The sequence below is a fragment of the Frankia alni ACN14a genome (assembly GCF_000058485.1).
In the GTDB taxonomy this organism is placed as follows: Bacteria; Actinomycetota; Actinomycetes; order Frankiales; family Frankiaceae; genus Frankia; species Frankia alni.
The window spans coordinates 2,417,119-2,439,487 of sequence record NC_008278.1 but is presented as its reverse complement, the minus strand read 5'-3'; the positions used below and the strand labels follow the sequence as shown (position 1 = coordinate 2,439,487).

The 22,369-nt window shown below is 73.6% G+C and carries 21 protein-coding genes and 1 pseudogene; 10 read left to right on the top strand and 12 right to left on the bottom strand.

The features are described from left to right. The first annotated feature begins 336 nt into the window (after positions 1 to 336). The 6 genes and pseudogenes from FRAAL_RS09740 (at position 337) to FRAAL_RS31505 (ending at position 4,067) form a co-directional block, all read left to right on the top strand. A complete protein-coding gene (locus FRAAL_RS09740) occupies positions 337 to 645 on the top strand; it encodes a hypothetical protein (RefSeq protein ID WP_011603395.1) in 309 nt (102 codons plus the stop codon). A gap of 151 nt (positions 646 to 796) precedes the next feature. Next, positions 797 to 928 (top strand): annotated as a pseudogene (locus tag FRAAL_RS36045) (type II toxin-antitoxin system RelE family toxin); the annotation flags it as partial. A 289-nt stretch (positions 929 to 1,217) separates the two neighbouring features. Next, positions 1,218 to 1,889 (top strand): hypothetical protein, encoded by a 672-nt coding sequence (locus FRAAL_RS09735; protein WP_011603394.1) that lies wholly within the window; start codon positions 1,218 to 1,220, stop codon positions 1,887 to 1,889. Between the two features lie 324 nt (positions 1,890 to 2,213). Next, on the top strand, positions 2,214 to 2,813 hold the full coding sequence (locus FRAAL_RS09730) for a DUF8616 domain-containing protein (RefSeq protein ID WP_231861595.1): 600 nt from the start codon (positions 2,214 to 2,216) through the stop codon (positions 2,811 to 2,813). After that, positions 2,794 to 3,180, top strand: a complete 387-nt coding sequence (locus FRAAL_RS09725) for a hypothetical protein (RefSeq protein ID WP_041939082.1) — start codon at positions 2,794 to 2,796, stop codon at positions 3,178 to 3,180. Before FRAAL_RS09730 ends, FRAAL_RS09725 begins: the two co-directional genes overlap by 20 nt. A gap of 53 nt (positions 3,181 to 3,233) precedes the next feature. Beyond that, positions 3,234 to 4,067, top strand: coding sequence for a hypothetical protein (locus FRAAL_RS31505; protein ID WP_193790326.1), 834 nt, complete (start codon positions 3,234 to 3,236; stop codon positions 4,065 to 4,067). Here the strand turns inward: FRAAL_RS31505 and FRAAL_RS09715 are convergent. From FRAAL_RS09715 to FRAAL_RS09705, 3 genes are all read right to left on the bottom strand, one after another. Then, positions 4,021 to 5,157 carry a bifunctional RNase H/acid phosphatase gene (locus tag FRAAL_RS09715; protein WP_041939080.1) on the bottom strand — a complete coding sequence of 379 codons (1,137 nt, stop codon included), beginning with the start codon at positions 5,155 to 5,157 and terminating at the stop codon, positions 4,021 to 4,023. The genes FRAAL_RS31505 and FRAAL_RS09715 overlap by 47 nt on opposite strands. A gap of 81 nt (positions 5,158 to 5,238) precedes the next feature. Beyond that, on the bottom strand, positions 5,239 to 5,982 hold the full coding sequence (locus tag FRAAL_RS09710; protein ID WP_011603389.1) for a zinc ribbon domain-containing protein: 744 nt from the start codon (positions 5,980 to 5,982) through the stop codon (positions 5,239 to 5,241). Positions 5,983 to 6,131: 149 nt separating this feature from the next. Next, a complete protein-coding gene (locus FRAAL_RS09705) occupies positions 6,132 to 7,061 on the bottom strand; it encodes a Nif3-like dinuclear metal center hexameric protein (RefSeq protein WP_011603388.1) in 930 nt (309 codons plus the stop codon). A 157-nt stretch (positions 7,062 to 7,218) separates the two neighbouring features. Here FRAAL_RS09705 and FRAAL_RS09700 point away from each other — a divergent pair, with 157 nt between their 5' ends. Further along, entirely contained in the window at positions 7,219 to 7,464 is a 246-nt protein-coding gene (locus FRAAL_RS09700; protein ID WP_041939078.1) for a hypothetical protein, read from the top strand. A gap of 415 nt (positions 7,465 to 7,879) precedes the next feature. Then, positions 7,880 to 10,105: a DUF8189 domain-containing protein gene (locus FRAAL_RS09695; RefSeq protein WP_011603386.1), complete on the top strand. Its 2,226-nt coding sequence runs from the start codon at positions 7,880 to 7,882 to the stop codon at positions 10,103 to 10,105. A gap of 90 nt (positions 10,106 to 10,195) precedes the next feature. Here FRAAL_RS09695 and FRAAL_RS09690 read toward each other — a convergent pair whose 3' ends face one another. Further along, positions 10,196 to 10,630 carry a hypothetical protein gene (locus FRAAL_RS09690; RefSeq protein WP_011603385.1) on the bottom strand — a complete coding sequence of 145 codons (435 nt, stop codon included), beginning with the start codon at positions 10,628 to 10,630 and terminating at the stop codon, positions 10,196 to 10,198. Between the two features lie 348 nt (positions 10,631 to 10,978). Between FRAAL_RS09690 and FRAAL_RS09685 the strand changes: the two genes are divergently transcribed. Further along, positions 10,979 to 11,653 carry an LON peptidase substrate-binding domain-containing protein gene (locus FRAAL_RS09685; RefSeq protein ID WP_011603384.1) on the top strand — a complete coding sequence of 225 codons (675 nt, stop codon included), beginning with the start codon at positions 10,979 to 10,981 and terminating at the stop codon, positions 11,651 to 11,653. Between the two features lie 110 nt (positions 11,654 to 11,763). Here the strand turns inward: FRAAL_RS09685 and FRAAL_RS09680 are convergent, their stop codons facing one another. The 7 genes from FRAAL_RS09680 to lspA form a co-directional block, all read right to left on the bottom strand. Next, complete coding sequence (locus FRAAL_RS09680; RefSeq protein WP_011603383.1) at positions 11,764 to 12,507, bottom strand: hypothetical protein; 744 nt, start codon at positions 12,505 to 12,507, stop codon at positions 11,764 to 11,766. A 161-nt stretch (positions 12,508 to 12,668) separates the two neighbouring features. Beyond that, positions 12,669 to 13,589 carry an ABC transporter permease gene (locus tag FRAAL_RS09675; protein WP_041940343.1) on the bottom strand — a complete coding sequence of 307 codons (921 nt, stop codon included), beginning with the start codon at positions 13,587 to 13,589 and terminating at the stop codon, positions 12,669 to 12,671. Positions 13,590 to 13,629: 40 nt separating this feature from the next. Beyond that, a complete protein-coding gene (locus FRAAL_RS09670) occupies positions 13,630 to 14,592 on the bottom strand; it encodes an ABC transporter ATP-binding protein (RefSeq protein WP_011603377.1) in 963 nt (320 codons plus the stop codon). 48 nt (positions 14,593 to 14,640) lie between these two features. Next, positions 14,641 to 15,285, bottom strand: a complete 645-nt coding sequence (locus FRAAL_RS09665) for a DUF6308 family protein (protein ID WP_011603376.1) — start codon at positions 15,283 to 15,285, stop codon at positions 14,641 to 14,643. Positions 15,286 to 15,602: 317 nt separating this feature from the next. Then, positions 15,603 to 16,754, bottom strand: coding sequence for a hypothetical protein (locus FRAAL_RS09660; RefSeq protein ID WP_063822623.1), 1,152 nt, complete (start codon positions 16,752 to 16,754; stop codon positions 15,603 to 15,605). Next, entirely contained in the window at positions 16,751 to 17,707 is a 957-nt protein-coding gene (locus tag FRAAL_RS09655) for an RluA family pseudouridine synthase (protein WP_173402686.1), read from the bottom strand. Before FRAAL_RS09655 ends, FRAAL_RS09660 begins: the two co-directional genes overlap by 4 nt. A gap of 17 nt (positions 17,708 to 17,724) precedes the next feature. Beyond that, positions 17,725 to 18,504 carry a signal peptidase II gene (lspA, locus tag FRAAL_RS09650; RefSeq protein WP_157892026.1) on the bottom strand — a complete coding sequence of 260 codons (780 nt, stop codon included), beginning with the start codon at positions 18,502 to 18,504 and terminating at the stop codon, positions 17,725 to 17,727. 476 nt (positions 18,505 to 18,980) lie between these two features. On the opposite strand from lspA, the gene ileS reads away from it, so the two are divergent. After that, on the top strand, positions 18,981 to 22,172 hold the full coding sequence (ileS, locus tag FRAAL_RS09645) for an isoleucine--tRNA ligase (protein ID WP_041939077.1): 3,192 nt from the start codon (positions 18,981 to 18,983) through the stop codon (positions 22,170 to 22,172). Between the two features lie 30 nt (positions 22,173 to 22,202). Here ileS and FRAAL_RS33730 read toward each other — a convergent pair whose 3' ends face one another. After that, positions 22,203 to 22,358, bottom strand: a complete 156-nt coding sequence (locus FRAAL_RS33730; RefSeq protein WP_173402685.1) for a hypothetical protein — start codon at positions 22,356 to 22,358, stop codon at positions 22,203 to 22,205. Positions 22,359 to 22,369: the final 11 nt, after the last annotated feature.

Genomic DNA, 22,369 nt, shown 5'->3' with positions numbered 1-22,369 from the left:
CGGTCCGCCACGAAGACCACGTACCGGTCACCCGGAGCGAACTACGGTGGTGTAGTTCGCCACCAGTCCAAGTCCCAGCGGCGATGCCCAGGTAGGTTCGAGGGGAGGTCGATGGATGCCACGGCCGCGGCACCCGGTCAAGGAGTTGGAGGCAGTCCTCCGAAGCGGGGAAGCCCAAGGATGGAACGTCACCAAGGGTAGCGGGTACTTCCGAATGTTCTGTACGTGCGGCGATGGCCACTACAAGTGGGTGCATCTCACACCCTCGAACCCGCGGTACGAACGGAACCTACGGAGCTACTTGAGGAGCAGGACCTGCTGGAAGGAGGGCGGATCGTGAAGTACGAAGGGCTTGTCGAGCTCACAGTGACCGGCTCCATCGCCGATTTCGAGACTCACACCGACCAGCTCATGGATGCCCTGCTCACCCTCGAAGATCTCATCGACCCCGACGTGGGCGGCAACCTCGCCGAGGGTCGGATGGACATCACGATGACCATCGAGGCCGACACCATCCCCGATGCAGCCTTCAAAAGCCTCTCCGCGGTACGGACCGCAATTCACGCTGCCGGCGGCGCCACTGCGGGCTGGGAACACCTGATCCAGAAGATGACCGCAGAGGCCCGGCAGCTCGCCGACGCCTGAAGCCGGCCGGTGTCGGCGGGCTGCTCACCCGCCCGGACCCGACCCCGCCGCCCGGTCCTGTTCGACCTGAGCCGCGCCACCGAGTCCTCCCCAGTTTGTACAACTCGGGGATCAGTGTGACTCCGCTCGCCGCCGAGCCGCGCCCGCCCGGCGCTCGCGCCCTCGCCGGTCAGCCTGCCGGGGTCCCACGATCAGAGTCGGCAACCATCGCGTGATCTACCATGCCGACGACGGCCGAATCCTCGTCACGATCGTCCGCGTCGTCCATCGAGGCGAGGCGTAAAGAGGCCTGGTGGGCTGCTCGTGGTCGCCGATGGGGTGTCAGCGTGACGAACACGGAACCACTCCCACACGTCCAAGCCTGATGCCAGCCCGAGCCTGGAAATCACGGTGTTCCCGCGGAGCTGTGCCTCCTGTCCGGGCTGATCCCCGGCTCGAGTCAGTCTCCACTCGGACCCGACCCGCGCCGATCAACACTCCGCCGCAACGAAGGCTGCTTACACACCGTTTACCCGCCAAGCCGTGGCAATCCTGCTAGATCAGGTCGCCAGATTCCTCCGGCCACCAGCTTCGTGTTCGACGATGACGCGGCCGACTCCTCCCCGTGGGCCGCCTGGCCGGTCGCACCCGACCAGGACCAGGACGGTCAGCTCATCGGGCCGGCCCTTCTCACGGCGCGCCCCCGCATCGGCGAACAGTTCCGCCCGGGACGGGCCTTAGACCACCTTCCCGGGCCCTGCGCAAGTCCCGCCATCCGCCAGCCGGCCGGCACGCTCCTCGAGCCGGCCACCGAACCGGAATGGCTCGTCCGGCGTCTCCTCGCACGGCTCGTGACCCTGCCGTGCGACCCAACCGCCTTTCGACCCTGGGAAACCACCGTCGACCGCGCACGGGTCAGTCACGACGGACGCGAACTGCGGTTGTGTGTCTCCACCGACCGCGGCGAGGTCCCGGCCGGCGTCGACGTCGTGGAATTCGGCGACCGGGTCGAGGTGCGCGTCCGCGTCGGCATCGACCGGCAACAGCCGCCACAACCGATCCGTATCAGGAAGGTGCCCGATACCGCGCACGGTCGCGACGCCCGCCACGGTGGGGTTGCACGGCGATGGTGGATCGGCGTCGCCCTCACCCGCCCCCTCGCCGACCGCACCGTCCACGACGTCGGCACCCGCGATCGGGCCGCCTGGTGGGCTGCCCGTCTTGCCTGGTGGGCTGCCCGTCTTGCCTGGCAGGAAGCCCACTGAGCCCGTGTGGAATCCCGGCCGCCCACGTCACGCCTGCGATTCGTGGCTGCGCAGACCTGTCGGCTCACAGACAGTACCTACGCGAATGTGGTGACACTGCTACTTTGGGTGACGATGTCTATCGAGCGGCCGGCGACGAGTCCCGAGCAGTCGCCGGCGCCGGACCAGTCCGCAGAGTCGCGCGTCGACCGCCCCCCGGAGCCCACTGGACGGTCGAGCATCGAGACAAAGGTGGATGCCCTCGAACGTCGCGCACTGTCGGATGACCGGCCACGGCCGCCCGAGCGCCGGACGGCAGTCGCACCCGACGCCCCCCTCTCGCCGATGGAACGCAAGCTGGCGCTGCTCGACAGCGCCGCGCCCCGCGATCCGGTCGGCGATGCGAGCCTGGACACGGCAGCCAGGAAGCGAGACGGCTCCGACGGACCGGAGAGGCTCGGTTGGAAGCTGACCCGCATCTGGCGGGACAGCCTGCCGACCACCGACGGACGGGCCTTCTACGAGAAGTCCGACGTGGAGATGCGCACAACCGCCGCGGAAGCTAGACCGGCCCCGGGGCAGTACACCGCCGACCTGCACGGCACCCCCTCGGAATTCCGGGTCGGCCGGACACGACTCGACGCCCGGCAGCTCAGCGCGCTCATCCGCGCGGACGAGAACTGGCGCGGCCGACCGGTGCGGCTGGTGTCCTGCGAGACTGGACAGGGCGACGACCCCGTCGCCCAGAAGGTCGCCGACGAACTCGGCGTCACCGTGACCGCACCGACCGAACTCGCCTTCAACGACGAGAGAGGTAATGTCGTCACAACGTCAAGGCGACGGAACGAGTTCGGAATCCTGGTGGCAACCCGACCACACGACGGCCATTGGATCGATTTCCACCCGACAACCAAAGGTGATGGCAATGCCCCAGATTATCGGTGATCTGAAGGTGGCCAAGGTCTTCGATGGCACAACGGACGGCACCCCCTTCATAACCGACCGCCCAGAGCTGCCCCCCGGTCGCGAACGCAGCGAGGTTCTGGCCTATCTGCGACACGCGGCAGTCATCCTACGGGCCGCCGGCCTCGACGTCGACCAGCTCGACCCGGCCCGACCGCGGCAGGTGCCCATGGCACTCCTGACGGATGGACTCTGGATCTGGGACGCCTCCGTCGCCTACTATCTGGAAGCGCACGATCTTCCACCCGAACCAGAGTTTCTCGAATATCTCCGCGGCCGGAACTTCACGTACGTGGCGCCCACGAAAGAACAGATTACGGCAGCGGCCGACGCACTCCGATCGCAGTAATTACGGACTGAAAGCGGGACGGTGATGGGGTGGGCGCAGGGAGACGTCTGGAGGTGTCGATCGACCCTCCGCCGTGGTTCGTGACCTGGTCGTTCACCGCGACCGACGGCGGACCGGCGCTGATCCAGGCAGAGGCGTTTCTCACCTCCAATCAGATTCCTCCGGCCACCAGCTTCGTGTTCGACAAAGACGCGGCCGACTCCTCCTCATGGGCCGTCTGGCCGGTCGCACTCGGTCAGGAAAAGCTCGATCAGCCCACCGGGCCGCCGCTTCTCACCGCACGCCCGCAGATAGCCGAACAGTTCCGCCCGGGACGGGTCTTCGTCCATCTCCCCTCGCCCAACGAAGATCCCACCATCCGCCAGCCGGGCGGCACGCTCCTCGAGCCGGCCATCGCACCGGAATGGCTCATCCGGCGTCTCCTCGCGCGGCTCGCCACCCTCCCGTGCGACCCGACCGCCTCTCAACCCTGGGAGACTACCGTCGACCGCGCACGGGTCAGTCACGACGGACGCGAACTCCGGTTGTGCGTCGCCACGGACCGCGGCGAGATCCCGGCCGGCGTCGACGTCGCGGAATTCGGCGACCGGGTCGAGGTACGCGTCCGCGTCGGCATCGACCGGCAACAGCCGCCACGACCGATCCGTATCAGGAAGGTGCCTGGTACGGCTCACGGCCGGAGCGCCCGCCACGGTGGAGTTCAACGGCGATGGTGGATCGGCGTCGCCCTCGCCCGACCCCTCGCCGACCGCCCCGTCTTTGACGTCGGCACCCGCGATCGGGCTGCCTGGTGGGCTGCCGCCTGGCCTGGCAGGCAGCCCAGTGACAGACCTGCGGTGACTATTCGCCGTAGGTGGTCAGGTTGGCGGAGTGGTGTGTGTCGTTGAAGCCGCGCAGCACGGCGGGGCCGTCGGAGTACCAGTCGATCGTGGTCAGCGAGACCAGGTCCAGGTGCAGGCGGTACAGGACGGTCGGCTCCGCGGCCAGCGCGAGCTGGGTGAGGCCCTTGATCGGCGTGACGTGCGAGACGACGAGGACCCGCTTGCCGGGCTGCTCGGCGAGCAGCCGGTCGCGGACCCGGGCCACCCGGGTCACGGTCGAGATCAGGCTCTCCCCGCCGGGCGGCGGGACGTTCGGGTCGGCGAGCCAGGCGTTGAGCTCGTCGGGGAAGCGTTCGCGCACCTCGCCGAAGGTCATCCCCTCCCAGGCGCCGAAGCTGGTCTCCCGCAGGTCGTCGTCGACGACGTAGTCGCGGCCCAGCGCCTCGGCGGTCTGCCGGGCGCGCTTGAGCGGCGAGCTGACGATCAGGTCGAACGGCTCGTCACGCAGCCGGTCGGCGACCGCGGCGGCCTGACTCATCCCCAGGTCGGTCAGCGACGCCTCCACCGTCCCGCTGAACCGCTTGTCCACCGACAGCGGTGTCTGGCCGTGGCGCAGCAGCACCGTCGTCGTCGGTGGGGCGGGCGGGGCCATCCAGCCGGAGAGGCGGTTGGTGGTGGGGGCTCGGTGCGGCGCCGGATCCGGTGACTGCGGGACCGACGGCTCCCAGCTGCGCCCGGCCGCGGCGGCGTCCATCGCCTCGTTGGCGAGGCGGTCCGCATCGGCGTTGCGGGCGCGGGGCACCCACTGGTAGCGCACGGCGGGGAAGGTGCGGGCGAGTGCGGCGGCCTCGTCGGCCAGGGGGCGCATCGCCGGGTGCTTGACCTTCCAGCGGCCGCTCATCTGCTCGACGACGAGCTTGGAGTCCAGCCGGGCCTCCACCTCGGCGTCCGGGGCGATCTCGGCGGCGGCCCGCAGCCCGGCGATGAGACCCGAATACTCGGCGACGTTGTTCGTGGCATGGCCGATCGACGCGGCCCGCTCGGCGAGCACCGTCCCGTCCGCGGCGTCACGGACCACGGCGCCGTAGCCGGCCGGGCCCGGATTGCCCCGGGATCCGCCGTCGGCCTCGACGACCAGCCTGCGCACCGTGCTCATCTGCCGCTCCCCTCGCCCTGACCGCCTCGCGCCCAGCCCGAACCGCACTGCCCGAACCGACCTGCCCGAACCGACCTGCCGCTACAGCCCCGACTCGGGGGTACGGACCAGGATGCGCCGACATTCCTCGCACCGCACGACCTCGTCGACGGGTGCCGCGGCGACCGCCCGCAGATCGCCGCCGGAGAGCTCGAGATGGCAGCCCTGGCAGCGCCGGCGCAGCAACGGTGCCGCGCCGACCCCGCCGGAGGACGCCCGGATCCGCTCGTACAACGTCACGAGCGCCTCGGGCAGCGTCGGGGCGAGGGCCTGGCGGTCCTGACGCATTCGGGCGGACTCGGTGTCGATCTCGGCGTACGCCTTGTCGCGGGCGGTGATCGCGGCGTCGATCTCCGCCTGCAGGTCGGCGCGGCGCTGGTCGAGGGCCGCAAGCCGTCCCTCCAGGCCCTCGACGGCCTCCATCTTCTCCAGCGCGTCGTCCTCGAGAACACCCTGGCGGCGGGCCAGGGAGGCCAGCTCCGCCTGAAGGTTCTCCAGCTCGCGGGAGTTCGTCACCGCTCCGGACTCCAGCCGCTGCGAGTCGCGGGCGGAGCGGGTCCGGACGAGCTCGATCTCGTTCTCCAGCTTGCGCTGGGCGCGGGTGACGTCCCCCAGCTCGGTGCGCACCTCGACGACATCGTCGTCGATGGTGCCCAGGGCGGCGGTGCGTTCGGTGATGACGGCGAGTTCGGGCAGCCCGCGGCGGCGGGCGGCCAGCCGGTCGAGGCCGGCGTCGAGGGCCTGCAGGTCAAGCAGGCGGAGCTGGATTGCTGGGTCGGCCTTCATGGACTCCTCACCGGTATGTCCTTCATCGGCGTCGGCCGCGATCGACGACGCCCTTGCCGGTACCGCGCCGCCCGGCCCGCGAGCCGAGCGGTCGGCGGGACCCGGGACGGACCCGGCCCGGCGAGCCGGGCATCCGCCTGCGACGCCGGCTACCGGGACGGAACGTGCAACCGCCAGGGATCGGTCACGATAGCGGACACCGATGCACTCACCGTACGTCCCCGGGTCCGCAGACCGGCCTCCAGACGCGCGGCGGCGTGCGCGAGCCACGGCCACTCGCTCGCCCAGTGGGCGACGTCGACGACGGCGATCGGATGCTCCCCCACCGTGTCGAGCACGTGGTGATGCCGCCCGTCCGCGGTGACCAGCACGTCCGCGCCGGCGGCCCGCGCGGCGCCGGCCAGTTCCCCGCCGGAGCCCCCACAGACCGCGACCCGGCGCACGAGCCGGTCCGCGGCCCCGGTCGCGCGCACCCCGCCGGCCGTCGCGGGCAGCGCCCGGGCGACGCGAGCGCAGAAACGCTCGAGCGGCTCGGGCTCGGGCAGCTCGCCTATGCGCCCCAGCCCCCGGCACACCGGCGCCGCCGCGCCCTCTCCGGCCGGCTCGACTCCGGCCGGTTCCGCTCCGGCCGGCTCGACTCCGGGCGCCTGCGCTCCATCCAGCTGAGCGTCGGCCGGCTGTGCCGGGTCCAGCGGGCCGACCCGGCGCAGCCCGAGGGCCGCGGCCAGCGCGTCGCTGACTCCGGGGTCGGCGACGTCGGCATTGGTGTGCGCCGTGTACAACGCCACCCCGGCGCGGATGAGAGTGGCGACGACCCGCCCGCCGGATCCGGTCTCGGCCACCCCGTGGGTCCCGCGCAGGAACAGGGGATGGTGAGTGACGAGCAACTGAGCGCCGGCCGCCGCCTCGACGGCCACCTCGACGGTGGGATCGACGGCGAACAGCACCGTGGTGACGGGGGCCTCAGGGTCGCCGACCGCCAGGCCCACCGCGTCCCACGACTGCGCCCAGGCCGGCGGGAACGCCTCCTCCAGCACGGCCACGCAGTCACCGACCGTCGCCACCCTAGTGCTCACCACGGTGACCCTACCCGCACGGTCGCGGGCGTCTGTCAGCCGGTCACGCTGCCCGCCGAGGTGACGAGGTCCCGCACGCGACGCACCCTTCGCCCCGTAACGTCACCTCTGGCAACGCACCTGCGCAGGGGTGGCGAGCCACGAGGAAGGGGAACTCGTCATGGCGGACGTTTCGGTGCGATTCCAGGTCGCGGGGGATTCGGAGATCGTGCTGAACCTCTCGACCCCCCAGGCCGTCCGCCTCGTCGAGGCCATCATGCGCAAGGTCGCCGACGCGATGGCCGCCTCTGCGGGGGGTGGTTCCGGACTGGGCGGTCCCGCGATGGGTGGGCCGGACCGGTCGGCCGTCGGCTCCGGCTGGCCGGACGTCAACCCCGGGCAGAACTCCTTCCCCCCCGAGCGTTGACCCCACTCCCAGCGTCGACCCCACTCCGGACGTCGACCGCATCCCGAGCGTCGAGCGCATTCCGAGCGTTGGCCGCATCCCGAGCGTTGGCCGCACCCCGAGGGTCCGAGCCCGCCTGAGGGGCTCGCCGCAGACCGCCGGGGCCGCTCGTCCGTCCGAGGGACCTGGGCCGCCCGCCGGCGGTCTGCCGGCCTGCCGGCCCCCGGGCGACGCCGCAGGGACGGCCGGCTCCGATCGTCCGGTCACGCCGGCAGGCACCCGGACCGGAATGCCACCCGGCCGCATGCGGACAAACCGGGTCGTATAAGACGGACCGGTACTCCCGGCGCTTGCTTCCGTAAAAGCCGACACAACAAAGCCGCAACACGATACAACTCCGCACAGCCATTACTCACCGAAGGGAAAATGATCACGCATGGCGGGGGACGTACCGGTCGACGAACGCGCCCTGATCACCCCGGCCGACGCGGCGACCACCCGTTCGCTGCGGGCCGCTCCCGCGAGGACCGACGCGGGGGACCCGGCCACGGGCGGCGACGCGGCGACCGACGGCGCCACGCCCGCCCGGCCCACCGGCGCCGACGGCGGCGAACGGACCCTGCACCGCTACGGCCGGGTCCAGGTACTCGGCCGGCCGCGGGACGACGCACCCGACGGGCCGCGGCTGCTCGCGGCCCGCGCCGGCGCGGGCCTGCTGCCCCCGGCCGACGGCAGCGTCGTGTCGACCACGGGCGTCTCCCCCGGCCTGAACCGGGCCGAGACGCTGGGTCTGGACGCCTTCCGGCTGCGCGCCAGCGCCGCCTACCGCCGACTGAAGCAGGATCGCCCGCGCGACGGCCATGCGTGGGACATGGATCGCCCCTGCACCGACGTCCCGCCGCCGCGGGGGTCCACCGGGCCGGGCCCGGACCGCCCGGGGCCGCGCGCCGTGGCCAACGGCCAGTCGCTCCTGCAGAGCCCGCTGATGACGCTGACCGCCGCGGGCGCCGCGGACGCCACCGGCGACAGCGGCCCCGCCGCGGGCCTCGCGGCCAACACCGCCGGCTCCCCGACCAGCTCGAAGCTGGAGGGCTCCGTCGCCATCGGGCTGATCCTCGTCGAGGGGCCGACCGCCGACCTGCAGTTCGCGGCGGCCGAGCGGACCAAGGTCGTGGCCGAGGTGCAGAACGGGCTGTCCTGGTACGCCACCACGAACCCGGCGGCCGACCTCACGTTCTCCTACGACATCCAGCTCGTGCGCCTGTCCGTGCCGGCGGACCCGAAGGCGAACGATCTGGAGGCCCTGTGGCGGGACCCGGCGATGAGCCGGCTCGGTTACGCGGCCACCTTCGACGGCGTCTACGACTACGTCGACGCGCTGCGCGCCCGGCTCGGCACCCGGTGGGCCTACTGCGCGTTCTTCACCAAGTACCCGCTGGGCTACTTCGCCTACTCGTCGGTCGGCGGGCCTCGGATCGTCATGTCCTACGCCAACGACGGTTGGGGTCCCGACAACATCGACCGCGTCTTCACCCACGAGACCGGGCACATCTTCGGTGCCCCGGACGAGTATGGCGGCGCGGGCTGCGACTGCGGCGGCGCGTGGGGGGCGTTCGGCGTCCCGAACGGCAACTGCGACACCTGCGCGCCCGCGCCGGCGGACTGCCTGATGCGCTCCAACAGCTTCGCGCTGTGCCGCTACACCCCCGGCCAGATCGGCTGGGGCCACGGCGTCGGCGGCAACCCGGCGCTGGTCCAGTCGAAGGGGCTGGGCCGCACCGGCAACTTCGACGCCGTCGTGCCGTCGGCGTTCGCGGGGATCACCCACGTGTGGCGGGACAACGACGCCACCGGCTTCCCCTGGCGCGACCCGTGGCAGACCGCGCAGTCCCTCGGCCGCGTCGACGCCCTCACGATGGTCCAGAGCACCCTGGCCAACCCCGGGCCGCTGGAGGTCGCCGTCCGGGTCGGCTCGACGCTGTCCTTCCTGTGGCGCGACAGCACCGGGGCGTTCGCCTGGCACGACCCCAAGCAGCTCACCCAGGGCGTCGGCGGGGTGCCGTCGCTCGTCCAGAGCCGGCTGGGGACGAAGGGCAACTTCGAGCTGCTCATCCCCGCCGCGGACGTCGGCATCCTGCACCTGTGGCGCAACCACGACGTCCACGGTTACCCCTGGAGCGCGCCGAAGCTGTTCGGCGCGAACCTGGGCCGGGTCGACGCGGTCAGCCTCATCCACGGCACCCTCGGCGGCGGTGCGGGCATGCTCGAGGCCGTGGCCCGGGTCGGCAGCCGGCTGGTGCACCTGACTCGGGACAACACCGCGGTGTGGCGGACCGGACCGGTCTTCGGCGAGGGGGTCGCGGGCAACCCGGCGCTGATCCAGAGCTCCTTCGCCGACGGGGCGCGCAACTTCGAGGTGGTCGTCCCCGCCGCCGGCGGCGGGCTCATCCACTACTACCGCAACAACGGCGCGCCCACGCCGTTCTGGAGCGGCCCGCGCCCGTTCGCCGCCAGCCTGGGCACCGTCGACGCCGTCTCGATGATCCAGAGCAACTTCGACGGCCACCTGGAGGTCCTCGCCCGCGTCGGCGACGAGCTGCACATGGTGTGGCGTACCTCCGGAGCCGGGGCAACCTGGTCGACCCCGCGCCGCGTGTTCTAGGCCGTACGCCCACCGGTGCGCGGCTTCGCAGAGTCCGAATGACCTGTCACGTCGTCGCGGTGGCAGGTTGCCGGCGGGGACAGGGGCGACCTAGTCGGCCGCGCAGTCGGCTGGTGGTGGGTCGGCAGGTGGTGGGTCGGCAGGTGGTGGGTCGGCCGCCGGTGGTGGATCAGCCACCGGCGGCGGGTCGGGCGGTGAGGCGCCGGGGGCGTCCCATGGGCGTCCCTCGGCTGGCCGGTCCTTGGCGATGCGGCGGGCCAACCAGCCGTCGACGAACAGGGCCTCGGCGGGGCTGAGGGTCTCGCGCAGCGCCGGGGGCACCCCGTCGACGAAGACACCGCGCACGCCCGCGCGGGCCGCCAGCTCCGCCGCCCGCGACACGGGCACCGCCAGCAGTGCCAGCCGCGGCGGCAGCGCCGAGGTCACCCGTCCGAACTCGGCCAGCGCGCTCAGCGCGCTCAGCGGCCCCTCGGTGCGGCCCGCTCCTTCGAGGACGACCAGCAGCTCCGGTTCGGTTCCCCACACCGGCCCATTCTCGCCCGAATGCGCCGCGAAGGAGGACCAGGGCCCGGTGGCGCCACCCCGCGCGGACCACGGACGGCGCCGACACGCCCCCGTTCGGCGAGAATCACAGGGGTCGGCCGATGGACACCGCGGCCGGCGCGGGACAAGGTTGGGTCGAACGCCCGTCTTCCGGCACAGGGACCCGCCGCGGTGCGTCACCCCGGCGGCCGGTTGGCCGAGCCCGACCGGTGGCGGCTCGGGCGAGGGCACGGCACGCTCGGGCAAGGGCACGGCACGCTCGGGCAAGGGCAGGGTCCCGCACGGGCCGGGGCGGAATCCGGATGGGCCAGAAGGAGAGGGGCACCGGCGATGAGCGCGCGACTCCCGCTGTTCCCGCTCGGAACCGTCCTGCTTCCCGGGCTCGTGCTGCCGCTGGAGATCTTCGAGGAGCGGTACCGGGCGCTGGTCCGGGAGCTGCTCGCCCAGCCCGCCGACGAGGCGCGCAGCTTCGGGGTCGTGGCCATTCGGCGGGGCCGCGAGACGGGGCCGGCGCTGCCGGCGATCCACGAGGTCGGCTGCACGGCCGTGCTGCGGCGGGTGCAGGAGCATCCCGACGGCCGGTTCTCCCTGATCACCGTCGGCGGGCAGCGGTTCCGCATCGGCACGGTGGACCAGCACAGCGCGCCCTATCTGGTGGGGGAGGTCGAGTTCCTGCCCGACGAGGTCGGTGACGCCGAGGGGGCCCGCGAGTCCGTCGCGCCGGTGCAGCGGCTGATGCGCGCCTACGCCGAGCGGCTGGCCGCCACCGGCACGGTGCAGATCTCCCTGCCGGACCTGCCCGACGATCCCGTCGCCCTGTCCTACGTGATCGCCGCGGCGGCCGTCACCGATCTCACCGAGCGCCAGGGCCTGCTTGCGGCGGCCGACGCGGCCACCCGGCTGCGCGTCGAGCGGGCACTGCTGCACCGGGAGGTCGGCCTGCTCCAGAAGATCACCACGATCGGGTCCAGCGAGCTGCGCCGGGTGGACCCGAGCCCCAACTGAGCCGCGGCCGGCGGGCACGGCGCCCATTGCGGCACGGCGCCCGGTGCGGGAGGTCGGTCACCGCTGCCGGCCCGACAACCGTCCTCAGCCTCGGGTGTCAGCCTCCGGGGTCAGCCTCCGGCGTCTCCGCGCGCCGGGACCTGGCGGGCGGTGACGTCCCCCGGACTCTGCGGCCCCGAGCTGCCGCCCACAGGTCCGGACTCGTCGCCGCCGGGACCGGGGGCGGCGCTGCCGGGACCGGGGGCGGGCGGCCGCTCGTCGCGCGGAGCCCGGCGGGGGCGGGAGGTCGCCCACAGGCCGATCGCGAAGACGCCCAGGGCGACCACCGGCATCACCAGGTAGAGCCCGTGCGCGCGGACGCGCAGGTCGACCAGGTCGACCAACACCGGCGAGGCGTTGGCCGGCAGGCTGTGGAGCAGGTCCGGGGAACGGCGGAGATGACCGATCCAGCCGGCGATCAGCGCGCCACCGAGACCCCCCGCGGCGAGCCCGAGCGGCACCCCGAGGCCCGCCTCCCGGGCCCGCCAGAAGGCCAGCAGGCCGCCGACGAGCCCGGCGACCGCGCAGATCAGCGCGAAGCGGGCGTCGATGTCACTCTGGACCGCGAACGCCGACTCGTTGCCGTGCAGCGCGCCGGCGACGTCGAGGTGCGGCGCGACGGCGGCCCACAGCAGGCCGAGCGGGAAGCCGGCGACCGCCATCGCCGCCGCGCAGATCAGGCCGGCGATCAGGTCCGGGCGCAGCCCGAGCGACAGGGGCCACCGCGAGCGGGCCGGCAGCGGGGAGGTCGGGGACGGCTCGGCTGCGGGGCTGTCCGTCGGGACCCCCCGAAACTCCGAAGAATGCTCCGTCACGTCGCCCGTCCCGCCAAGAGGTGTCCGTCTCCTCGTCCGCACCATCGGCGGCGTCGCCGGCCACCGCGGACGGTTGACACTATCGTGCTGGGCGGTCACCCCGGCCACACTGGTGCGACGGTGGTCCGGGACGGCGCGACCCCGGACGGTTGCGCTCCCGGTCAGGAGGTGCCGACGCGGCGCAGCGTCACCGCCGCGACGGCCAGCGCCGCAATCCCCACGGCGGCGCAGACGGCGAGATCGACGACCACCTTCGACCAGTCCACGCCGGGCTGGAAGGCGGCCGCGAGGGCGTCCACGGCGTAGCTGCTGGGCAGCACGTCCCGCGCGACCCGGCCGATCTCGGGCAGTCGGTCGGCCGGGATGACCCCGAGGAACAGCACGATGCTCATCCCGAGCTGGCCGGCGATGGTCGCCAGCTCCGGGCGCGGGGCGAGCAGGCCGACCACGGCCCCCAGACCCGCCAGGCACACCCCGGAGAGCACGACGACGGGCAGGAGCAGCCACAGCCCCGTGATCGGCAGGTTGTAGAGCAGGGCGCCGAGCACGGCCGTGATGACCGTGCCGGGCGCGGCGAACGTCGCGTAGGAGGCGGCCGTACCCAGCACGACCGCCGCCGGCGGGATCGGCAGGGTCAGGTAGTAGTCCAGCGCGCCGGCCGCCCGCAGGGCACCGAAGCGCTGGGCGAGCAGGTTCAGCGCGACGAACGCGACCACCAGCACGGTGGAGCCGGCGACCACCTGGCCGGCGGCGGTGGTGTTGTCGACGTCGAGGATGCCGCGCAGCAGGACCAGGATCCCGATCGACTGGAACGACGCCACGAACAGCAACGGGATGCGGCCGACCTTCGACCGGGCGAGCTGCCCGCGGTAGACCGCGCCGAACGCGGTGCCGAACCGGGTGGCCAGCGGCATCCTCGGCGGCCCGAGCCGCGCCGGCATGGGGATGGGCAACGGCAGCGGCACCGTGGACGGCCCCGACGACGGTGCCAGGGCCGACTCCGCCGACGGCGTCGGCGACGGCTCCGGCTGCAGTGCCGCGAGGATCACCGACGCGTCGCGCGCGTCCGGGACGATGGTCATCGGGTCCACACCTGCTGGCCCGGACGACGCACGTGCACAGTCATGTCCGCTCCAGGTCTCGGGACGCCCCGCCGAGGGTGAGGTAGACGTCCTCCAGGGATGGGGTGGCGAGGCTGAAGTCGTCCAGCGCGGCGAGGGCCGCGCCGGTGGTCAGCCGGCCGAGGGCCTCGCGGGCGGTCGCCGGGTCCAGGCGGACCGTCCAGCGCCGGCCGTTGGTCGTCGCGAGGCCGGCGAGCATGGCGACGGTGGGGTCGTCGGCGGGGGGTTCGTGACGCCAGGCGAGATCGAGCCGGACGTCGCCGGACACCGACGCCTTGAGCTGGCCGGGGGTGTCGCAGGCGATCACCCGCCCGGACTCCAGGACGGCGACCCGGTCGAGTACCGACTCCGCCTCCAGCACGTTGTGCGTGATCAGCACGACGGTGGTGCCGGCCGCGTCCCGGCGGCGCTGTAAGGCCCCCCACACCGCGCGGCGGGCGACCGGGTCGAGCCCGGTGGTCGGCTCGTCGAGGACGAGGACCGGCCGGTCGCCGACCAGTGCCGTGGCCACGCAGGCCAGCCGCCGCTGGCCGCCGGAGAGCCGGGCCAGCGGCCGGTCGGCGACGGCGGTGAGGCCGAGCTCGTCGAGGATGTCGTCGCGGACCTCCCGCACGGCCGCGCGGGGAACGCCGCGCATCCGCGCCGTGGTCGCCACCGCGGTGGCGACGGGCAGCTCCGCCAGCGCGAGGTCGTCCTGACCGAGATAGCCGGCCAGCCGGGCGGGCAGGTCCGGCGCGGCGCGGACGTCGCGACCGAACATCATGATCGTGCCGGCGTCGGGGCGCAGCAGCCCCATCAGTTGGCGAACCAGCGTGGTCTTCCCGGCGCCGTTCGGGCCGAGCACCCCGAACACCTCGCCCTGCCGGACGTCGAGATCGATCCGGTCGTTGGCGAGGACGGAGTGCCCGCCCACCCCGTGTCGTCGGGTGAGCCCGCGGACGGCGTAGCTCAGCACGTCACCCATTCTCGCAGCCCGCTGCGGGCGATGGCCCCGGGCCGGCGTCGGGACGAGTCACACTGCGCTGCTCATCCACACCACGACGTCAAGCATGCGCAGCGGGGTGACCGGCGGGCCGCTCTGCGGCACCAGTGCGGCGAGCCGACGGAACTCCTCGGCGTTCTCCCGAAGGTCGTACTGCATGGCCCGGACGAGCAACCCCATGTACTGCCGCCAGCTGCGACCGTCGCGCGGGGACGGCGGGACGCAGTCCTCGTGCTGGTAGAAGATCCGGACCTTCGAGTCGAACAGGGGGACGAGCGCGGGCCTCTTGCGGTGCAGCACCTTGGCGATCAGCGAGCCCTTGACGTCCCGGTCGGAGACGTCGGGGTCGTCGAGCGGGTCGTAGAGGGCGGCCACCAGGTCGAGGGTCACCTCGTCGGCCTCGATCAGCTCGATGCCGGGCGGCAGCTTGTCCAGCGCCCGCTGCAACAGCGGCGTGAGCGCGGTCAGGGTGTGCATCCGGTCGACGTCGACGTGCACGCCGAGCAGGCTGGGCGCCAGCAGGTCGCCCGTGCACAGCAGATCCGGGTCGTCGTTGGTGACCAGTCCGTCGTAGTAGGGGTAGGCGTAACGCAGCCCGCGCTTGCGGGGACCCAGGTACTCCTCCACCAGGCTCTCCGCGTCGAAAACCTCCCGGGTGCCTTTCGCCAACTTCACCCCTGAGCTCCTAACCGTCCTGTTGTCGTGATCGTCGCCGTCATCGTGATCGTGATCGTCGCCGTCATCGTGGTCGTCGCCGTAGCCGTGATCATCACTGGTGCCGTCCGGAGCTGCCTGCCGGCTACGCCGTTACGCCGCGACCGGCGTCGTCCGGGCCCCCCGACACCGCGCCGACGAGGGCTTCGCGCCTCATCCTGCCTTGTCGCCGTCGCGACCGGTACGGGGGCCGACGACGACGGCGGCCACGACGGCCCGCGCCCCGTCCACCGGATGGCACCAACTCGGCCAGATGATGAGGGACGGCGCGCCCGAGGTCAGCGGCGATCCGGCGACAGTGGGAGGAATCTCACCCCAGGCGGCCCGGCGCCGGGCGGCGCGGGATCGACGACCCGGACCCGGGGATCGGCCGCGAGCTGCGACAACCGCCCGGCCGGAGCCCGGACCACGGCGGCGAACAGGCACGCGCACCCGGCCCGTAGCTGCTGCGCGGCCAGGCGGTCCCGGTCGTTCGCGCCGGCCTCGCCGGCTCCCGCCTCGGCCGCGGCCCGCGCCTGCGCCTGGGTCGCCGCCGAGGCGAAGGCAGCGTGGACGTCGGTGACCGGGTCGCGCACGGTGGCCTGCTCGACCTCCCCGCCGACCCCGGCGGTGAAGAACACCTGCACGGCCCGGTAGGCGCCGAGCACTCCGAGCATCTCGTCGGGGGTGACCGGGGCGGTGAGGCTCGCGACGGCGTAGAGGTCCGCGGCGGGGGCGGCGGCGGTCAGGGACGCGAGGTTCTGCCGGCTCGCCCCGAGGTACTCGGCGACCGAGTCGTTGGCACCGGGGCCGATCGTGACCGTCGGCGCGACGGGCTGCCCCGCCGGCGGGGAGGCGGCCGGCACGTCGGCGGGCGCCGTCGCCCTGGACGGCCGGTCCCGGTCGACGCTCTGCAGCATCGCCGCCGCCGCGCTCACCACGATCAACGCGACCAGGCCGAGGACGAGCACCCGCGCTCCCCGGTCCACCACGCCACCGGGCGCGACGCCGACCACGTCGAGCAGGGCCGGCGAGCCCTCCGCCCCGGGCTCGGCCGGCCCGTCCCGGCCCGCCCGCCCGCCCCGGGCCCGTTCGGCCAGCCGGCGAGCCCGGCAGGCCTCGCGATCGGCGGTGCCGGCGAGGTGGGACCGGGCGGCGTCGAGGATGCGGAACACGGTCGGCAGCGCGGCGTTGTCGAGCCGGTCGAACGGGTTCACGGCGGGCCGGGGCGCCATGGACCGCGCCTCGACGGCTGCAGGGCGGGCGGCCGTCGGCGGCCCTGCGTCCGCCGACGCCGACACGGCGGCCGAATCGGCCTCGGCGGACGGGCCGGCTTCGGCGGGCGCGGCGGACGGCTCGGCGTCGGCCAGCACGGGCGGCCGGGCTCCAGCGATCGGCGGGGCCGCGGGGGTGGGCGGGGCCGGCAACGCGGCCGCCACCGGTTCGGTCATGCCTGTTCCCGCAGCCGTTCCACCGCCTCCGCCAGGTCGGCCGGGTCCGGGCTGGTGAACTCGACGGGGCCGCCGTGACCGGGATGGTCGAACGACAGGCGGGCCGCGTGCAGCCATTGCCGGGTCAGGCCGAGGCGCTCGGCGAGGGTGGGATCGGCGCCGTAGGCGAGGTCGCCGACGCAGGGATGGCGCAGGGCCGACATGTGCACCCGGATCTGGTGGGTCCGGCCGGTCTCCAGACGGATCGACAGCAGCGACGCCGAACGGAACGCCTCCACCAGGTCGTAGTGGGTCACGCTGGGCTTGCCGTCCGCGACGACGGCGAACAGGCCCGGTCGGCGGGGATGGCGGTCGGTCGGCGCGTCGACGGTGCCGCTGAGCGGGTCGGGATGGCCCTGCACGACGGCGCGGTAGCGCTTGTCCACCTGGCGCTCGCGGAAGGCCCGCTTCAGCAGCGTGTAGGCACGCTCGCTCTTGGCGACGACCATGGCCCCGGAGGTGCCGACGTCGAGGCGGTGCACGACCCCCTGCCGCTCCGCGGCACCCGAGGTGGAGATGCGGTAGCCGGCCGCGGCCAACGCCCCGATCACGGTCGGCCCGGTGAAGCCGGGAGCCGGATGGGCGGCCACGCCGGGCGGCTTGTCGACCACCACGATGTCGTCGTCGTCGTACAGGATGCCGAGGCCCGCCACCGGAGTCGGCTCCACGGTGACCGGGCGCGGCGGGGCGGGCAGCCGCACCTCCAGCCACGCGCCGCCGCTGACCCGGTCGGACCGGCCGCGGATCCGGCCGTCGAGGCTGGCCTGGCCGTCGTCGACGAGGGTGGCGGCGGCGGTCCGCGAAAGCCCGAACATCCGCGCGATAGCGGCGTCCAGGCGGATGCCGTCGAGCCCGTCCGGAACCGGCAGCGAACGCAGGTCGCCCCCGGCGCCCAGGTCTCCCCCGGCGCTCACGTCTTCCCCGGCGCGGGTCACTGGCCCCCCGGCCCGGTGCCGCCTCGGCCGGCGTCGGCGGGCGGCTCGGCCCGCAGTGCGCCGCCGTCTCCGCCGACGGCCGCGCCGCCGCGGTCGTCGGCGCCGGCAGCGCCGGCGCCGTCAGCCGAGACGGCCATGCCACCGACGGCCACCCCGCTCGCGGCCACCCCACCGGTGGCCGCGGCCGGGTCGGGGTCGGGGTCGGGGTCGCCGTAGCGGGTGCCGTCCAGCCCGATGCCTCGCAGCGACAGCACGACGGCGAGGACGCCGCCGCAGACGATCGCCGAGTCGGCGGCGTTGAAGATCGGCCAGTGGTGCAGGTAGACGAAGTCGACGACGTGGCCGCGCAGCGGGCCGGGCGCACGGAAGATCCGGTCGGTCAGGTTGCCCAGCGCGCCGCCGAGCAGGGCGCCGAGCACGACCGCCCAGGCCACCGACCGCAGCCGGCGGGCGGTGAAGACCACGACCGAGATCACGGCCAGGGCGACGAGGCTGAGCACGACCGTCGCCCCTCCCGCGAGGCTGAACGCGGCTCCGGAGTTGCGGGTGAGCCGCAGGTCCAGAACGCCGGGAATGATGTCGACCGGACCACGGTCGGACAACGTGGCCACCGCGAGGTGCTTGGTCACGATGTCCAGCAGCAGGATCACCAGGGCCGCGACCGTCAGCGTGACGACCGGACGCCGGGCTGTGCCCGCGGCGCCCCCCGTGGCGGCCGACCCACGGTCGGCGGGATCTTCGGACACACTGCTCCCGATGGTCGTCTCCGCCCCCACCCGATCCACTCTACGGGCCAGCCCGCACGGGGCGCCCCGATGGATCCCCGCCGGGCACCGGCCGAGCCGCCGAGCGGTCGACTAGACTGCACCGACAGCGGCACGGCGTCGACGGGGACGAGTAGCGGCGGGCGCAGCCCGAGCGAGCCGGGGTTGGTGGAAGCCCGGTGGTCAGCGCGTCGCGAAGATCACCCCCGAGCCGCCGGCAGAACGGGACCCCGCGGGCGCGAGCCGGCGGAGTCCCCAGTAGACCCGGCCGCCGCGAGCTCTGACGAGAGGCCGCCCCACGGCCCGCTCCGCCCCGGCGGATCGGCCGAGCCGGGGCGTGCAAGGAGGGTGGTACCGCGGTACCCCCGGTCCCGGGCGGGACGCGGCGGCGGGCAGGCCCGTCGGCCGTCGTCACGCGCGGCCGGTGAGGCGTCGTCCCTCCGTTGGTCCGACGCCAGCCACGACCGAGGAAGACCGGGTCCGTCACGATGACCACCGCCCCGCGTACCCCCAGCGCCCCGCGTACCCCCACCTTCGCCCCGCTGCCCGGGCAGGTGGACCTCCCCGCCTTCGAACGCGAGACACTCGCCCGCTGGCGCGACGCGAAGGTCTTCCACCGCTCGCTGGAGTCCACCGCGGACCGCCCGCTGTGGGTCTTCTACGAGGGGCCGCCGACCGCGAACGGCAAGCCGGGCGCCCACCACGTCGAGGCGCGGGTCTTCAAGGACCTGTTCCCGCGCTACCGGACGATGAAGGGCTTCCACGTCCCCCGCCGCGCCGGCTGGGACTGCCACGGGCTGCCCGTCGAGCTCGCGGTGGAGAAGGAGCTCGGCTTCACCAGCAAGAACGACATCGAGGCCTACGGGATCGCCGAGTTCAACGCCCGCTGCCGCGAGTCGGTGCTGCGCCACGTCGCCGACTTCTCCGCGATGACGGAGCGGATGGGCTACTGGGTCGACCTCGACAGCGCCTACCGCACGATGGACACCAGCTACATCGAGAGCGTCTGGTGGTCGCTGAAGCAGATCTTCGACAAGGGTCTGCTCGTCGAGGACTTCCGCGTCACCCCGTACTGCCCGCGCGACGAGACGCCGCTGAGCGACCACGAGGTCTCCCAGGGCTACGCCGACGTGGACGACCCCTCGGTCTACGTCCGTTTCCCGCTGGTCGCCGACGACCTCGGGCTCGCCGCGCGTGGCGCGGAGCTGCTGGTCTGGACGACGACGCCGTGGACGCTGGTGTCGAACACCGCCGTCGCCGCCCACCCGGACGTCGACTACGCCCTGGTCCGCGCCGCCGGCGGCGAGCTGTTCGTCGTCGCCGAGCCGCTGGTCGCCGCCGCCGTCGGTGAGGACGCCGAGGTCGTCGAGCGCTTCCGCGGCACCGCGCTCGCCGGCGCCCGCTACACCCGCCCGTTCGAGCTGCTGGCCGCCGAGCGGTTCGCCGCCGGCACCGGCACCCCGCACTCGGTGGTCCTCGCCGAGTACGTGACCACGACCGACGGCACCGGCCTGGTGCACCAGTCGCCGGCGTTCGGCGCGGAGGACCTCGCGGTCTGCCGGGCCGCCGGCCTACCGGTGGTCAACCCCATCGGCACCGACGGCCGGTTCCTCGCCGACACCCCGCTCGTCGGCGGGCTGTTCTTCAAGGACGCCGACGCCCCCCTGACCGCGGACCTGCGCGAGCGCGGCCGGCTGTGGCGGGGGCTGACCTTCACGCACAGCTACCCGCACTGCTGGCGCTGCCACACCCCGCTGATCTACTACCCGCTGCCGTCCTGGTACATCCGCACCACCGCGATCCGCGAGCAGCTGCTGGCCCAGAACGAGGCGACGGACTGGCACCCCGAGCGGATCAAGACCGGGCGCTACGGCGAATGGCTGCGCGGCAACGTCGACTGGGCGCTGTCCCGCAACCGCTACTGGGGCACGCCGCTGCCGATCTGGCGCTGCGACGACGACCCGGACCACATGGTCTGCGTCGGGTCGATCGCGGAGCTGTCCGAGCTCGCCGGGCGCGATCTCGCCACCCTCGACCCGCACCGCCCCTTCGTCGACGAGGTCACCATCTCCTGCCCGGCCTGCGGCGCGACCGCGCACCGGGTGCCCGAGGTGATCGACGTCTGGTACGACAGCGGGGCGATGCCGTTCGCCCAGTGGGGCGCGCCGCACCAGAACGCCGACGACTTCGCCCGGCAGTACCCGGCGCAGTACATCTGCGAGGCGATCGACCAGACCCGGGGCTGGTTCTACACCCTGATGGCGATCGGGACCCTGGTGTTCGACCGATCCTCCTACGAGACGGTGCTCTGCCTCGGGCTGCTACTCGACGCCGAGGGCCGCAAGATGAGCAAGCACGTCGGCAACGTCCTCGACCCGTTCGAGCTGTTCGAGCGGCACGGCGCGGACGCGGTGCGCTGGCTGATGCTCGCCGGCGGCTCCCCGTGGGCGGACCGCCGGGTCGGCCACGAGGCGATCGAGGACATCGTCCGCAAGGTCCTGCTGACCTACTGGAACACCGCCTCCTTCTTCGCCCTGTATGCGGGCGCGGCCGGCTGGCACCCCGGCGCGGGCCCGGCCGCGGCGGCGCCCGCCGAGCGGCACGTCCTGGACCGCTGGGCGCTGTCCGAGCTCGCGGCCACGGTGACCGAGGTGGACGAGTCGCTCGCCGGCTTCGACTCGCTGCGCGCCGGGCGGCGGATCGCCCGGTTCATCGACGACCTGTCCAACTGGTACGTCCGCCGGTCGCGGCGGCGGTTCTGGGCCGGCGATCCGGACGCCCTGACCACCCTCTACACCTGCCTGGACGCGCTGACCCGGGTGATGGCCCCGTTCACGCCGTTCCTGACCGACTGGCTGTGGGCCCGGCTGTTCGCCGACGCGTCCCCCACGGCACCCGACTCGGTGCACCTGGCCGCCTGGCCCGAGCTGCCGGCCGGCCTGCACTCGCAGCGCCTGTCCACGCAGATGGACCTCGTGCGCCGCATCGTCGAGCTCGGCCGCGCCGCGCGGGCCGGCAGCGGGGTGCGCACCCGCCAGCCGCTGCCCCGGGCCGTCGTCGGCGCCGCCGCGTTCGGCGAGCTGTCCGCCGAGCTGCGCGCCCAGATCGCCGAGGAGCTCAACGTCACCGTCGTCGAGGCCGCGACCGCGGACGTCGTCGACATCACCGTGAAGCCGAACTTCCGCGCCCTGGGCCGGCGCTTCGGCAAGAACACCAAGGCGGTCGCGGCCGCGATCCCCGCCGCCGGGACGCCGGTCGACGGCCGGCTGACCGTCACCGTCGACGGCGAACCCGTCGAGCTGTCCGGCGACGAACTGATCATCACGGAGACGCCGCGGCAGGGCTGGGCCGTCACCGCCGAGTCCGGCCTGTCGGTCGCGCTCGATCTGGAGATCACCCCGGAGCTGGCCCGGGCCGGACTCGCCCGCGACGTGGTGCGGGTGCTGCAGGACGCGCGCAAGGCCGCCGGCCTGGAGATCACCGACCGGGTGGACGTGCGCTGGTCGGCGACCCGCGCGGCCACCGCGCTCGCCCTGCGGACCCACGGGGACACCGTGGCCGAGGAGGTGCTCGCGGTCTCCTTCACCGAGGCCGCGGAGGGCGAGGCGGATCTGCGTTCGGAGGCGCAGGAGCTGGGCCTGGCGTTCAGCCTGGCGCGGCACACTCCCGCGGCCGGCTAGGCGCCGCGCCGACGATCGCCGCGGCGCTGCTCAGGAGGACGTTCGGCGCAGCGCGCCGAGCGGGAGCAGCGCCGCGGCGATGAGCGTCAGAATCAGAGAGGCGTAGACGAAGCCGCTGCCGGCGACGATCCCGACGATCGCCAGCACCGCGCAGAGTGCGAGCAGCAGGCCGCACAGCATCAGCATGGGCGCGTCCG

Bases quoted from the DNA above. Each gene is read 5' to 3' on its own strand.
- FRAAL_RS09730 (WP_231861595.1), top strand. From the start codon at position 2,214: ATGGAACGCAAGCTGGCGCTGCTCGACAGCGCCGCGCCCCGCGATCCG.
- FRAAL_RS09725 (WP_041939082.1), top strand. From the start codon at position 2,794: ATGCCCCAGATTATCGGTGATCTGAAGGTGGCCAAGGTCTTCGATGGC.
- FRAAL_RS09715 (WP_041939080.1), bottom strand. From the start codon at position 5,157: ATGAGCACGGTGCGCAGGCTGGTCGTCGAGGCCGACGGCGGATCCCGG.
- FRAAL_RS09710 (WP_011603389.1), bottom strand. From the start codon at position 5,982: ATGAAGGCCGACCCAGCAATCCAGCTCCGCCTGCTTGACCTGCAGGCC.
- FRAAL_RS09700 (WP_041939078.1), top strand. From the start codon at position 7,219: ATGGCGGACGTTTCGGTGCGATTCCAGGTCGCGGGGGATTCGGAGATC.
- FRAAL_RS09695 (WP_011603386.1), top strand. From the start codon at position 7,880: ATGGCGGGGGACGTACCGGTCGACGAACGCGCCCTGATCACCCCGGCC.
- FRAAL_RS09685 (WP_011603384.1), top strand. From the start codon at position 10,979: ATGAGCGCGCGACTCCCGCTGTTCCCGCTCGGAACCGTCCTGCTTCCC.
- FRAAL_RS09675 (WP_041940343.1), bottom strand. From the start codon at position 13,589: ATGACCATCGTCCCGGACGCGCGCGACGCGTCGGTGATCCTCGCGGCA.
- FRAAL_RS09670 (WP_011603377.1), bottom strand. From the start codon at position 14,592: ATGGGTGACGTGCTGAGCTACGCCGTCCGCGGGCTCACCCGACGACAC.
- FRAAL_RS09660 (WP_063822623.1), bottom strand. From the start codon at position 16,754: ATGACCGAACCGGTGGCGGCCGCGTTGCCGGCCCCGCCCACCCCCGCG.
- ileS (WP_041939077.1), top strand. From the start codon at position 18,981: ATGACCACCGCCCCGCGTACCCCCAGCGCCCCGCGTACCCCCACCTTC.
- FRAAL_RS33730 (WP_173402685.1), bottom strand. From the start codon at position 22,358: ATGCTGATGCTGTGCGGCCTGCTGCTCGCACTCTGCGCGGTGCTGGCG.